At 67.1% G+C, this 12,985-nt stretch carries 11 protein-coding genes; 6 read left to right on the top strand and 5 right to left on the bottom strand.

Annotation, left to right across the window (positions count from 1 at the left end):
• A complete protein-coding gene (locus AAFP35_RS04045) occupies positions 1 to 603 on the top strand; it encodes a histidine phosphatase family protein (protein ID WP_419220264.1) in 603 nt (200 codons plus the stop codon).
• Here the strand turns inward: AAFP35_RS04045 and AAFP35_RS04040 are convergent.
• Together AAFP35_RS04040 and AAFP35_RS04035 are read right to left on the bottom strand one after the other, a co-directional pair.
• The gene (locus AAFP35_RS04040) at positions 590 to 1,180 is read right to left on the bottom strand and encodes a GreA/GreB family elongation factor (protein ID WP_419220263.1); all 591 of its coding nucleotides are present in this window, start codon (positions 1,178 to 1,180) and stop codon (positions 590 to 592) included. The genes AAFP35_RS04045 and AAFP35_RS04040 overlap by 14 nt on opposite strands.
• A 70-nt stretch (positions 1,181 to 1,250) precedes the next feature.
• Positions 1,251 to 1,883, bottom strand: a complete 633-nt coding sequence (locus AAFP35_RS04035) for a TetR/AcrR family transcriptional regulator (RefSeq protein ID WP_419220262.1) — start codon at positions 1,881 to 1,883, stop codon at positions 1,251 to 1,253.
• A 100-nt stretch (positions 1,884 to 1,983) separates the two neighbouring features.
• On the opposite strand from AAFP35_RS04035, the gene AAFP35_RS04030 reads away from it, so the two are divergent.
• Positions 1,984 to 3,372 (top strand): NAD(P)/FAD-dependent oxidoreductase, encoded by a 1,389-nt coding sequence (locus tag AAFP35_RS04030; protein ID WP_419220261.1) that lies wholly within the window; start codon positions 1,984 to 1,986, stop codon positions 3,370 to 3,372.
• Here AAFP35_RS04030 and AAFP35_RS04025 read toward each other — a convergent pair.
• Positions 3,363 to 4,553, bottom strand: coding sequence for an acyl-CoA dehydrogenase family protein (locus tag AAFP35_RS04025; RefSeq protein ID WP_419220260.1), 1,191 nt, complete (start codon positions 4,551 to 4,553; stop codon positions 3,363 to 3,365). The two genes, AAFP35_RS04030 and AAFP35_RS04025, sit on opposite strands and share 10 nt — an antisense overlap.
• Complete coding sequence (locus tag AAFP35_RS04020) at positions 4,550 to 5,932, bottom strand: LLM class flavin-dependent oxidoreductase (RefSeq protein WP_419220259.1); 1,383 nt, start codon at positions 5,930 to 5,932, stop codon at positions 4,550 to 4,552. Before AAFP35_RS04020 ends, AAFP35_RS04025 begins: the two co-directional genes overlap by 4 nt.
• Positions 5,933 to 6,129: 197 nt before the next feature.
• On the opposite strand from AAFP35_RS04020, the gene AAFP35_RS04015 reads away from it, so the two are divergent.
• Genes AAFP35_RS04015 through AAFP35_RS04000 form a run of 4 tightly spaced genes read left to right on the top strand, consistent with a single transcriptional unit; the run spans position 6,130 to position 11,340 of the window.
• On the top strand, positions 6,130 to 7,797 hold the full coding sequence (locus tag AAFP35_RS04015) for an ABC transporter substrate-binding protein (protein WP_419220258.1): 1,668 nt from the start codon (positions 6,130 to 6,132) through the stop codon (positions 7,795 to 7,797).
• Positions 7,794 to 8,798 (top strand): ABC transporter permease, encoded by a 1,005-nt coding sequence (locus AAFP35_RS04010; RefSeq protein WP_419220257.1) that lies wholly within the window; start codon positions 7,794 to 7,796, stop codon positions 8,796 to 8,798. The genes AAFP35_RS04015 and AAFP35_RS04010 overlap by 4 nt, the downstream gene beginning before the upstream one ends.
• Positions 8,795 to 9,658, top strand: coding sequence for an ABC transporter permease (locus AAFP35_RS04005; protein ID WP_419220256.1), 864 nt, complete (start codon positions 8,795 to 8,797; stop codon positions 9,656 to 9,658). The genes AAFP35_RS04010 and AAFP35_RS04005 overlap by 4 nt, the downstream gene beginning before the upstream one ends.
• Positions 9,655 to 11,340: a dipeptide ABC transporter ATP-binding protein gene (locus AAFP35_RS04000; RefSeq protein WP_419220255.1), complete on the top strand. Its 1,686-nt coding sequence runs from the start codon at positions 9,655 to 9,657 to the stop codon at positions 11,338 to 11,340. Before AAFP35_RS04005 ends, AAFP35_RS04000 begins: the two co-directional genes overlap by 4 nt.
• A 159-nt stretch (positions 11,341 to 11,499) precedes the next feature.
• Here the strand turns inward: AAFP35_RS04000 and AAFP35_RS03995 are convergent, their stop codons facing one another.
• Entirely contained in the window at positions 11,500 to 12,849 is a 1,350-nt protein-coding gene (locus AAFP35_RS03995) for a hypothetical protein (RefSeq protein ID WP_419220254.1), read from the bottom strand.
• Between the last annotated feature and the right edge of the window lie 136 nt (positions 12,850 to 12,985).

Raw genomic sequence — 12,985 nt, 5'->3', positions numbered from 1 at the left:
ATGGAATTGCTCCTCATCCGCCACGCACTTCCGTTTCGCGTGACCGACCCGAACGGTGCCGATCCGGCGCTGACCCCGGAAGGTGAGGATCAAGCCGCGCGGCTCGCCGCGGCCGTGGCCGACGGTCGGTACGGACAGATCGATCACCTGGTGAGCAGTCCTGTGCGGCGCGCCCTGCAGACCGCGCAGCACGTCGGCGCCGCGATCGCGGTGCGCCCGACCGTCGACGAGCGGCTCGTGGAGCTTTCGCACGGGTGGACGACCTATGGGGCCGCTGCAGGTTATTCGGATCGCCAACAGCTCTTCGACGACATGAACGCGGGACGTCTGGGCGCGAACACGTTCGATCCCGAGCAGTTCCGCGCTCGCGTCGTCGCCGGTGTCGACGCCGCTGCCCGCGCCGACGCATCGGCGGTGGCAGTGTTCTGTCACGGCGGTGTCATCAATGCCTACCTCTCGTACGTCCTGGGCACCTCACACATGTTCTTCACCGACCCCTTCTACACGTCGGTGTCGCGGATCCTGGTGTCCGACGGGCGGCGAGAAGTGTTGTCGTTGAACGAGATCGACCATCTTCGTAACTCTGTGGTCAAGCGGTCCTGACGATGCGGATCACCGTGGCCGTCTGCTCGGTACCCGCGCAGGTGCGGTACCGAGCGACCTGACCGGGCCGCTTCCCGAGGAGGGCCCGTCCCAGCGGTGACCTGGTGGAACACCGCTCATCCCGCACGTCGTGCTCGGTGATGAGCTCGACCCGATCCGGCGTGGTCTGGTCGGCGAAGCGGATCTCGACGACGCATCCGGGAGTCACCACGAAACGACCGAGCACGGACCGTAGGACGGAATCGGGTGGCTGAACAGACAGGTCGGACAGGTGACGCGAGACCTCGCGAATCCGCTGTCGGATGACCCACCGACGGTTCAGGGCGCGGTGTAACCCCTCGGTGCCGTCGGGTACCAAGACACAGCGCTCGTCGTTGATCGCCATGTCGATGTCGCGGAGGGCGGCCGTCAGACCCGTCAGTTCCTCCTCGAGTTGTCGAATCCGTTCGCCCCGAGGATTTCGAGCGTGACGGGCGACGAGGCGGCGATCGCACCGCAGTTGGTTGCGCTGCAAGGTCGTGACCGTGCCGAGCCGTGACCGCCAGTGGTCCCTGAATGTGCTGTCTGCGAGTGTCATCGCCCTCCCACCGTCGGTTCGCGATGAAGGCACACTACGACCCGGGTCCGACAACCTCAGTGATCAAAGGTCACCGCGCGCCTGCGGTGATCGTCAGCCAGATGGTCCGGGACAGCGCTGCCACCATCTGCTCGTCGGCAGTGTCGCGGCCATGCAGGACATGCTGTGTGACACTGCGTTCCACCATCCAGGTGATGGCGGCGACCGACTCGCCGGTCACCGCAGGGTCGATCCGGCCGGCGACCCGCCAGTGCGCGACCCGATTGCTCGCGAACCCGATGAACTCATCGATGCGACCGAACCAGAACGCGGCGACCTCGGTGTCGTAGGCAGCGACCTCGCTCAGTGCTCGCATCAGCGGCCAGTGCTTGCGGAACTCGTCGACCATGGCCCCGATCGCCCGCTCGACACCTGCCACGCCGGCATCGAGCGACGCATCGTCGGCGAACCAGGACGTCGGTGCGGCGAAGAACTCGGCCGACGCCACGTCGGCCACCTCGATCAGCACCTGACTCTTGTTCGGGAAGTACTGATAGAAGTTCGTGCGCGACATGCCCGAACGCTCGGCGATGCGTTGCACCGGGATCTCGGTGAACCGCTCGCCGGTGGCCAGCAACTCCTCCACGGCCGCGAGTACCCGCTCGGCCACTCCGGCGCGACGCGCGACGACATGCGCGGTCTGCGATCTGGTCACCGAACCCATGCGCCTGATGCTACGCGTGTCCTTGACACCCCGACTGTGCAGGCATAACGTCGGCCTGACACTGTGTCAGACAATCTGTCTGAGGGCGGGAGGAGCGCCGATGAGCGCCGAGGTCGAAGAGTTCGACGCAATCATCGTGGGTGCGCGGATCGCCGGATGTGCCACCGCCATCGCACTGGCGCAACGAGGACTGCGTGTACTCGCCGTCGACTCCGCGCGATTCGGCTCGGACACCCTGTCCACGCATCTGCTCTGGCCGACGACGGTGGCCGAGGTCCAGGCACTCGGCGCACTGCCTGCGGTGTCGGCCACCGGAGCCCCGCGGATGCCGATCGCCGAGGCGACCCTCGACGACATCGGTTGGCGCACCGTCTATTCGGCTGTGGCCGGGATCGACTACGCACTGTGCGTGCGCCGCACCCATCTCGACCGGATCCTCGTCGACACGGCCACAGCCGCCGGTGCCGATCTCCGTGACCGTTGCACCGCTACCGGACTGGTCGAGCGAGCCGGCCGGATCGCCGGGGTGATCTTCACCGACGGTGACGACAACACCCACGAGGTGCACGCCCCCATCGTCGTCGGCGCGGACGGCCGCAGGAGCTTTGTCGCCGAACGGGTGGGGGTGCGAACACCGACGTTGGCCGCGCCGAGCGGCCGTGCCTGCTACTACGCATACTGGAAGGATCACCGAACCGATCTGCGGCACATCGCTTCCCAGTGGCGGACGGGACGGCTGCTCGGCACCGCGTTCCCGTGCGACGGCGGCGGTCTCCTGTCGCTGTTGCAGCCGCCGGCCGACCTCGCACCCGATTTCCGTGGGCGCAGAGCGCACGACGCCTATCTCGCGGGCATCGAGTCATTGCCCGGCCTGGCACGCCGACTCGACGGTTGCGAGATGGTGTCGACGGTCCGTTCCTGCACCGGCATCGAATCGTACTTTCGTCGATCCAGCGGGCCGGGTTGGGCGCTGCCGGGCGACTCCGGACATTTCAAGGATCCGGTCACCGCGCAAGGGATTCGTGACGGTCTGCGGTACGGTCGGCTGCTCGGTGAGGCCATCGCACCCGTCCTCGGCGCCCGCGACGGCGTCGATCTCGATGCGCTCGATCGGGCCACGGCCACATGGGCGGCGGACCGCGAACGTGGCTGCATCGAGGTGTACCAGTGGACGAACTTCCTTGCCGCAGGCAGCGAACCGTCACCCCTCGAGTACGAGCTGTACATGCAGGCACAACAGCGACCGGATTTCGCCCACACACTCAGCGACATCTACAACCGGGTGCGGCCGCCGTCGGCAATGATGCCGATGAACACGCTCCTCGGTGCCGTCACGCACGCGTTACGCAACCCCGATCATCCGTCACGCGAGGTGGTGGACGACCTCCGATTCCAGCAACGACGCATGGTGGGCGAGTGGCGTGAGAGGCGTCGCTTCCTCCGGCCCACCGACGGCCGCCTGCCCCGATCCGTGTCCTCTCAGAAGTAGCCGTTACGGGGGAGCGGAGCGCCGTTGACCAGGTGGTCGCCGACTGCGACCGCCTTGTACGACGTCGGATTGTGCAGTGTCACCGTCCGGATGTTGCGCCAGTGGCGGTCCAGGTTCTTCGCCCGGCTCGCCGACGACGCGCCACCCGCATCGAACAACGCTGTCGCGGCGCGTAATCCGACCTGGTCGACGTGGACCTTGACCCGGGCCGCCGCGAGCGATGCGGTTGCAAAGAGTTCGGTGTCGATCTGACCTGCGCGCGCAGTGGCGAACGCCTTCTCCACGTCCGCCGCCGCCGACAACACCGCCGCTCGCGACACGTGGGCGGCGGCGTCGATCTCACCGACGGTCTGCAACAGGACGGCGTCGTGTCGCGGCTCGGCGTGTTGGGCGTGGTCGAATGTCCTTGTGCGCGAGCGGAGGAGGGCTGCTACGTCGTCGCCCACCGAGAACAGGATGCCGGTGATGAGCGCCTGGAGATAGAGCTGGAGAAACGCCGCGTCGTTGGCCACCGGCCGGTCCGCCGCCGGGTCGAGGAGTTCCACGATGTCGACGTCGGTGACGGACACGTCGGTGAACGTGGTCGATCCGGTTCCGGTGCGGTGCTGTCCGATCCCGTCCCAATCGTCGACGATGGTCACACCGGGGCGATCGACGGGGAGCACGATCTTCGCGATGTGCCCGTCGTGGTCGCCGCCCTGAACCGTGGCGGTCACCGCCACCAAGTCGGAGAACGCGGTTCCGGTGCTGTAGAACTTCGCCCCGGTGAGCTGCCACCCTCCGGCGGCCGGCGACAGTGCCGTCTGGAACTGTCGGGCACCTGCCGAACCGGTCCGCTCGCTGGTCGCGTTGCCGAAGATCTTTCCGGAACGGATCTCGGTGGCCCAGCGGTCGCGGTCGGGCCCGTCACGGAGACGACGTACCTGTTCGACGAACCAGAAATGTGCGCGCAGGATGTGGGCGACGATCGGGTCGGCCCGTGCCAATGCGATCAGGAACTCAAAGATCTCGACGACACTGGCATCGTCCTCGAGCGGAAACGCCGTGAAGCCTGACTCGGCGAGCAGGCGGATCTGTTCGTGCGGATCGGTTCCGGTGCGCTCCCGATCGGCGGCGCCGGCCGCGATCTCGGCGAGCACCGCGGTCTGATCCGAACGCACCCGCGCGGCGATGGCGGTCACGCGGTCGCCTCGGCGAGTTCGCTGAACGCCCCGCGATACCGCGCGGCGGGATGACTGTCCGGTAGACGATCCTGCCCGGTCAGCTTGCGGCGCACCGTTCCCGGCGCGTACTCGCGCTGGGCCAGGCCGCGCTCACGCAGCACCGGCAACACGTGCTCGGCGAACTCGAGGTAGCTGCCCGGGATGGTCGCGTTGATGACGTTGATGCCGTCGACCCCGGCGTCGCGCCACTGCTCGAGCCGATCCGCGATCTGTTCCGGGGTGCCCACCACACGACCACTGCGACTTCGCAGTTCGGCAAGGTCGCGCACCGTCGGCTCGCGGTCGGGTACCGCTTCGCGCAGCCACAGGAGAGTGCTCTGCGTGCCCTCGGTGCGGATCTCGCCGATCGGGGTGTCCAGATCGTAGAACCCGAGATCGATCCCCAACCCACCCGCGGAATGCGCGATCATCGTGCCCGGATCGATCAATTCGTCGAGTTCGGCGGACTTACGCCGCGCCTCCTCCTCCGTGCTGCCGATGACGAATGACAGGCCCTGGAAGAACTGCAGGTCGTGTGGATCGCGTCCCGCTTCGGCCACCAATCGACGGGTGTCGTCGACGAGTCCGCGTGCCGCATCAGGATTGGGCGAGACGATGAACTGGGCCTCCGCATTGCGCGCCGCGAACCGGCGGCCGGTCTGCGACGAGCCGGCCTGGAACAGAATCGGAGTGCGCTGCGGAGAGGGTGCGACCAGATGCGGTCCCTCGACGCGGTATCGATCACCGACGTGGTGGATCTTGTGCACCTTGTCGAAATCGGCGTGGATGCCGCGTGCCTTGTCCTGGACAAGGGCGCCGTCGTCCCAGGACCCTTCCCACAGCTTGTACACCACATCGACGTACTCATCGGCCCACGCGTACCGGTCGTCGTGACCGTTGATGCCGTCGTGACCGAAGTTCCGCCACGCGTTGTCGGACAGGCTGGTGACGATGTTCCAGGCGATCCGCCCCTGCGAGGCGTGATCGAGTGTGGAGATCTTGCGGGCGAAGTCGAACGGATGCTCTTGCAGGATGGAGCTGGTGATCGCGATACCCAGGTTCTCGGTGTGTGAGGCCAGGGCGGAGGCCAGCACGAGCGGGTCATTGCTCGGGATCTGCAGCCCGGTGTCGACGAACTTGCGCCAGTCACCCTGGTAGTCGTCGTAGAGACCGACCACATCGGCGAAGAAGATGAAGTCGAACCGGGCTTCCTCCAAGGCTTTTGCCAGATCGATCCAATGCTGCAACGAATTGAAGTCGGTCTGGTGGGCGTCGGGAGCCCGCCACGCCCCGTGCAGGATGTGCGAGGTCGTGTTCATCACGAATGCGGAATAGCGCAGAGGTTTCGGTTGTGCCACTTGCCTGACGATAGCCACGATGCCCCTTCGGACGAGACGTTGTATTCACGGTGAACCGAAGAGATGACTGGCCGTGCGCAGCTCGCTACCGTTCACGCCGAATCCCCGGGTGCGCATCGAGGCGCCCCGGTTGCCGTCGGACTGTGTGTCGAGGCCCCACATGCGCCGCGGCCCCAGTCGAGTCGAGGAGACCAGCCGTGTCCAGATCCGTCCGCCGTGTGCGGACCCGAACCCTGCTGGCGGTCGGCCTGTCCGTGGTGACACTGCTGGCCGCCTGCGGGAGCAGACCCGAAACCGGTGACGGCACGTCGCCGGGCGTACCCGCCACTGCTGGCGAGTACGTCTCCGGTGGCGTCATCGAGTACGGGCACGAACAGGAACCGCCGTGCATCCACGGTGGATGGGTGCAGAACGCCTATCTGGCGCGGCAGTACCTCGACAACCTGGTTTCGCTCGACGATGCGGGCAAGGTCGTGCCGTGGTTGGCCACCGACTGGCAGATCTCGCCGGACCGTCGGACCTACACCTTTCACCTCAGGCCTGACGTCAGGTTCACCGACGGCTCAGTGCTCGACGCGGCCGCGGTCAAGACCAACTTCGACACCTATCTGAACCCGGACAAGCCGAACGGAACCGTCGCCGCCTACATCGGGCAGTATTACGACAGCGGTGAGGTCATCGATCGCAATACGTTTGCGCTGCACCTGAAGTCGCCGTACAGCCCGTTGCTCACCGTCCTGACGCAGGGCTACTTCGGCATCCAGTCACCCACAGCGCTGGCTCGCGGGCCTGAGGCGAACTGCTCACAACCGGTCGGTTCGGGGCCGTTCATCATCGACCGCTGGGATCGCAATCGAAGCATCACCTTCGTGCGGAACCCGAACTACAACTCGGCACCGGCGAACGCGAAACACCAAGGGCCGGCCTACGTCGACAAGGTGATCTGGAAGTTCCTCAAGGACCCGGTGCTCCGATACGGCTCCCTTACCAGCGGATCATCCGACGTGATCTACAACGTGCCCGCGCTCAACTGGGCCGACGCGACCACGCGTTTCCAGACCGACCAGTACGTCACTCCCGGCCGTCCCAACGCGATCACCCTCAACGTCGAACACGCGCCGTTCGACGACGTCCGGGTGCGTCAGGCATTTGCCTACTCCGCAGATCGGCGCAAGGCCGTCGAGACCGCGTATCTCGGTGTGGTGCCGTACAACCCGAACGGTGCGCTGAGCCAGAGCACACCCGACTACGATCCGTCGGCCGGTACCTACGGTCATGACCCGGCGAAGGCGAACGCGCTCCTCGACCAAGCCGGGTGGACCGCCCGAGACGACGACGGTGTCCGGGTCAAGGACGGACGTCGCCTGACCGCACACATCGTGTACGCGGCCGACGCCATCGTCGGCCCCGAGGGTTCGGCGATCCTGCAGGACATCGCCTATCAGGCCCGCGAGGTCGGATTCGACATCGACCTCGTACCGGCCACGCAGAGCGAGTACTTCGGCGGCAGGTACGCCAAGGCCGGGACCTATGACGCCTACGTCGGTTACTGGACGAGCCCGACCCCCGGTCTGCTCTACATCAACTGGCGGCAGCGGCTCGACGACAATCCGAACCCGCACAACACCGCCTTCTACAACGATCCGCGATTGCAGGGACTCATCGAGCAGGCCAACGCGTCGTCGGATCCCGCGGAGCAACAACAACTCTACGGTCAGGTCCAGAGGTTCATCGGCGACCAGGCCCTGTCCATCGGGCTCTACACCCAGACCACGTCGATCGCGAGTACGCCGCGGCTGCATGACGTGTGGGTGGAGAAGTCCCAGGGTGAACCGGTCTTCTCGGATGCGAGGTTCGTGCGATGACAACGGTGTCCGAACAGTCGACACACACCGACGAGGCAGTCGTGGCACGCCCGCCGCGTGGTGGCCCGTGGCTACGTTGGTTGGCCAAGCTCGGCTCCGCGATCTTCGTGTTGTGGGCGGCGGCGACCATCACCTTCCTGTTGCAGGTACTCGCGCCCGGTGATCGTGCGACCCTGTTGCTGAACCTGTCGTCGGGGGAGAGTCGCGAGCGCACCCCGGACGAGATCGCGCCGGTCAACTCGGAGTACGGGTTCACCGATCCGGTGTGGCAGCAGTACCTGCACTACCTGAAGGGATTGCTGCACGGCGATCTGGGTACGAGCTACCAACTGCAACAACCGGTCACCGAGGTGATCGTGGAACAGATCGGCCCCACGCTGATCCTCACGGTGTCGGCCCTCGTCGTGGCCTGGCTGCTGGTCCTGGTGACCACCACGCTGACCGCGGGGCGCCGCGGACCACTCGGCGCATTCGGTGCCCTGCTGGAAACCGTCAGCGCCGGCTTGCCCCAGTACTGGCTGGGTTCGATCCTGCTGGTGGTCTTTGCGATCAACCTCGCCTGGTTCCCGGTGGAGAGCGGAACCGGCATCCACGGACTCGTCCTCCCGGTGCTGACGTTGGCGATCCCGCTCGCAGGCTTCCTCGGCAGCGTTGCCCGTGACGAGTTCGCGCGCGCCCTGGATCAGCCGTTCGTCCTCACCGCCCGCAGTCGCGGGCTCGGAGACCTCTCGGTGCGCGCCCGACACGTGCTTCGTCACTCGGTGCTACCCGCGATCACCGTCTCCGGATGGGCGATGGGCGCCCTGCTGTCGGGCGCGGTCATCGCCGAAACCGTTTTCGCCCGAGCAGGTATCGGACAGACGCTGGTCGCCGCGGCCAGTTCTCGTGATGTGCCTCTGGTCGGCGGCATCGTGGTGCTCGTCGCCGCGATCTACACGGTCGCGAACCTCCTGGTGGACTTTCTCTATACCGTCATCGACCCACGGATCGAGGTCCCATGACCGTCCTGACGACACGCCGCGAGCAGCGGTCCGAGCAGAAGAGGACACCGCGGGCCGCCGTGCCGGTGTCCGCCGCGGCGGCCGGCGTGGTCCTGGTGCTGTTGCTCATCGCGGTCATCGCGCCGGGTGTGTTGGCACCCCACGATCCGTTGGCCATCGATCTCGATGCCACATTGTCGCCGCCGAGTTGGGCGCACTGGTTCGGGACCGACCTCTCCGGCCGAGATCTGTTCAGCCGGGTGATCTTCGGGACCCGGCAGTCACTGGGCATCGGGCTGGGTGCGGTCGGGGTCGCCCTGGTCCTGGCCGTCGCGCTCGGTATCGCGGCCGGGCTGTCGCGGCGGATCGGTGCGGCGCTGGCCAACCGCTGGATCGACGTCATGTTCGCGTTCCCGACGATCCTGCTCGGATTGCTTCTCACCTCGGTGTTCGGACCCGGCGCCGCCACACTGATCTTTGCGATCGGTATAGGAATCGCGCCCGGATATGCGCGCATCGTCCGTGGGCAGGTCCTCGCGGTCCGCAACGCACCCTACGTCGAGGCCGCCACCGCACTCGGACATTCGCCCGGCCGGATCCTGGTGCAGCACATCGCACCCAACGCGTTGCGACCGATGATCGTCACCGCAACCCTGGGTATCGGTCAGGCCATCATCTGGGCGTCCGGGCTGGCCTACCTGGGGCTCGGCGTCGCCCCACCGGCACCGGAATGGGGTGCACTGCTCGACGCCGGGCGTACCTACATCACCGTGGCGTGGTGGCTGGAGATCTTCCCCGGCCTGGTCATCGTGATCGTCGCACTCGCATTCACCACCTTGGGCCGCCACCTGGGCGCCCGCCTGGAAGGAGCATCCCGATGAGCACCCTGCTGTCCTCCGAGCCTGCTGTCGCCCGCGACCGCACACCGCTCGCCGAGATCCGCGACCTGCATGTCTCGTTCGACGGCCGCGAGGTGGTCAAGGGCGTCTCGATGAGTGTCGCGGCGGGCGAATGCCTCGCCATCGTCGGTGAGAGCGGCTCGGGCAAGTCGGTCACCGCACGCACGCTCATCGGCCTGACCGGTGACGGCGCACGGATCGATGCCGAGGCCATCACCTTCGACGGCCGGTCACTGATCGGGCTCACCGATCGGCAGTGGCGTGGAATCCGTGGTCGCGACATCGGTTTCGTGCTGCAGGACGCGCTCGTGTCACTGGACCAGCTACGCACCGTGGGCAGCGAGATCGGGGAGGCGTGGGGCGCACACCGATCGGTACGCGGGCCGAACGCGGCGCGGCGGCGTGCCGAACGCGACGAGAAGGTCGTCGAACTCCTCTCGCTGGTCGGTGTGCCGGAGCCGCGTGTCCGGGCCGGACAACGACCGCACGAGTTGTCGGGAGGTCTGCGTCAGCGCGCACTGATCGCTTCGGCACTCGCACAGGACCCGAAGCTGCTGATCGCCGACGAGCCGACCACCGCCCTCGATGCCACCGTGCAGGCACAGATCCTCGACGTTCTCGCCGACGCCAAGGAACGCGGCAACGCGGTCATCCTGATCTCGCATGACCTCGCGGTCGTCGCGCGCCTCGCCGATCGGGTCGCGGTGATGCGCAGCGGTGAGGTCGTCGAATACGGTGCCGCGGCGGACGTGCTGCTGCGACCGCGGCACGAGTACACCCGCGGGTTGTTGGCGTCCGTGCCGTCACGGACGTCCAAGGGAACACTGCTCACCAGCGGTGAAACCCTGCCGGAGCTGCCCGAGATCACCGACGCCGACCGGCCTCTCGCGGTGCGGGTGCGCGATGTGCGGAAAGCCTTTCTCCGCAAGGACAAGTCGTCGCATGCCGCGGTACGTGGGGTCAGCTTCGATCTGGCCCCGGGACGTACTCTCGGGATCGTCGGCGAGTCGGGCTCCGGCAAGACGACCACTGCCCGCATCGTGCTGGGGCTCACCGCACCGGATTCCGGCACCGTCGAGGTCAACGGCCGGCCCTGGAGTGAGTTGACCGATGCCCAGCGGCGGGCCGATCGGCATCAGATCTCGGTGATCTACCAGGACCCGCTGAGTTCGTTCGACCCGCGCTGGAACGTCGAGCGCATCCTGCGGGACAGTCTGCGCTCGCGGAGGCTCCGTGGAGCCGCCCTCGACGCCCGGATCACCGAGTTGCTCGAACAGGTGGGACTCTCGGGCGGGTTCCGTGACCGGCACCCGCTGCATCTGTCGGGTGGTCAACGCCAGCGCGTGGCGATCGCCCGGGCGCTGGCCCCGCAGCCGTCGGTCATCGTCTGCGACGAACCCGTCTCCGCCCTCGACGTCTCGATCCAGGCACGCATCCTCGATCTGTTGGCGCGTCTGCAGGCGGAAACCGGTGTGGCACTGGTGTTCATCTCGCACGATCTCGGCGTGATCCACCACGTCGCGGACGACATCCTGGTGATGCGGGACGGCGACGTGGTGGAGTACGGCAACGCCGACAAGGTGTTCGACCACCCGGATCATCCCTACACACGGGAGTTGCTGGCCGCGGTGCCGACGATCGAGGCGACCGAGCTGGTTGCGTGACGGGCTCGACGTGCTCGACGGACCTGACAGGCCCGCCCGGCCCGACATGAACGACACCTCTGCGGGGTGTTGGCTGCACAATCCGCGTGTGCACCCGCAGCGGTGTCGTTCGTGTCAGCGGCAATCGCGCACGATCCAGTAGCTCAGTAGCTCAGTAGCTCAGTAGTTCTGGATGTAGTGCGGGGCGATGTACCAGCCCTTGTCGCCGTAGGCGGTCACCATGTACGCGTAGGGCCGGATGTGGTTGCCGTCGTAGAGGGGGACCCGCCACCAGGTGACGTTCTGCTGCGGCACGCCATGCGCGTGGCCCATCACGACCTCGCGTACGAGCTTCTCCAGCTGGGCGCCCGTGCCGGTGTTGATCGTCTGCAGCTCCGGGGACAGGAACTGGGCGATGTTGCCCGGGCACCCGAAGGCGTTGGGGCACAAATGGCCTTTGTGGTACTTGCCGCCCTTCGGCGCGCCGGGAATGGGGACCTCGGACACGGTACCGCCGCCCTGCTTGATGCCATCCGGCGTCACATAGGCCACCACGGCGGTCGGTCGTCCGAACATGTCGAGCGGTCCGGCGTAGATCTTGGTGGTGCCACGGTAGACCACCATCGGCACGCTGTTGGTGGCAGCCGACAGACCCGGCGGCAGCCACAGCCCGTAGGCGTCGCCCCTGGCGTTGGAAGGGATCGAACCCGCCGGGAAGAGATCCATGGCGGTGTGGGCGAACGACAGTGCGATCATCTGGTCGTGCGTCATGCCCGGACCGACGGCATTGGCCGGTGCCACCGCCCAGCGAAAGGCATTGGCGCCGTTGATCGCCGAGTTGGGCAAGGAGGCCGGTTGCAGGCCATGTGGTCCGAACATCTCGGCCGGGTTGTAGGCCGTGTTGACGGGAGCGGCCCCCGGGAGATCCTGGACGGGGACCACGTTGGTGAGCCCGGAGGTGTCGATGGCGGGCTGCGCCGGATGACTCAACGACGCCGTCGGCCCGGCCAGCGTACTGGGTGGCGGCGTCGGAGCCAGGGGACTGCGCGGCAGCGCCAGTGACGGCACTCGCGGAGCCGGGGCGGGTGCCGGGGGAGCGGGCCGCGGAGCGATCTGTGGTGCCCCTTGCGGTGCGGCCGGGGGAGCCTGGGGCGCCGGGGCCTTGGGCGACGGCGCCTTGTTGCCCACGATCTCCGGGATCTTCGTGGGGGTGTGGCACGCCAACGCCTGCGCCTCGACTGCACCGATGGCCGCCATCAGCGTGGCCTTCTCAGCGGCGAGTGCAGCAGCGTTGCCGTTGTAGGCGATCTGCGCGACGGTGCCGCCCGCCATGGCCGCCGGAGCTCCGGCATTGTGCGCCAGGATTCGGGTGTTGAGGGAAGCGACCTGCGCGCTGACGGCCGCCGTCTGGGCGGTCACCAGCCCGCAGGCGATGGGGTCGGCGGAAGCGGTGGGGGCGGTGACGGTGGGTGCAACGGACGCTGCACCGATGATCACCGCCGCCGCAACGCTCTTGTGATACCAACGCATGTGGACTCCTGTTCAGTGTGATGAGCTGAGCGAAAGTGCCGTCGCCGACATGGCCGCCACCTGTCCCGAGGCATGGCTGCCATGGGCAGCCCTGGAGTTTCGAGCGGTGTCGGCCATGTCAGCCGGCAGGGAATCG

This window comes from Gordonia sp. CPCC 206044 (assembly GCF_048537895.1).
In the GTDB taxonomy this organism is placed as follows: domain Bacteria; phylum Actinomycetota; class Actinomycetes; order Mycobacteriales; family Mycobacteriaceae; genus Gordonia.
The sequence above is the reverse complement of the archived record's forward strand: the minus strand, read 5'-3'. Positions and strand labels throughout refer to the sequence as shown.

Coding starts and splice junctions, on each gene's coding strand:
- AAFP35_RS04000 (WP_419220255.1), top strand. CDS start 9,655: ATGAGCACCCTGCTGTCCTCCGAGCCTGCTGTCGCCCGCGACCGCACA.
- AAFP35_RS04045 (WP_419220264.1), top strand. CDS start 1: ATGGAATTGCTCCTCATCCGCCACGCACTTCCGTTTCGCGTGACCGAC.
- AAFP35_RS03995 (WP_419220254.1), bottom strand. CDS start 12,849: ATGCGTTGGTATCACAAGAGCGTTGCGGCGGCGGTGATCATCGGTGCA.
- AAFP35_RS04040 (WP_419220263.1), bottom strand. CDS start 1,180: ATGACACTCGCAGACAGCACATTCAGGGACCACTGGCGGTCACGGCTC.
- AAFP35_RS04010 (WP_419220257.1), top strand. CDS start 7,794: ATGACAACGGTGTCCGAACAGTCGACACACACCGACGAGGCAGTCGTG.
- AAFP35_RS04030 (WP_419220261.1), top strand. CDS start 1,984: ATGAGCGCCGAGGTCGAAGAGTTCGACGCAATCATCGTGGGTGCGCGG.
- AAFP35_RS04035 (WP_419220262.1), bottom strand. CDS start 1,883: ATGGGTTCGGTGACCAGATCGCAGACCGCGCATGTCGTCGCGCGTCGC.
- AAFP35_RS04005 (WP_419220256.1), top strand. CDS start 8,795: ATGACCGTCCTGACGACACGCCGCGAGCAGCGGTCCGAGCAGAAGAGG.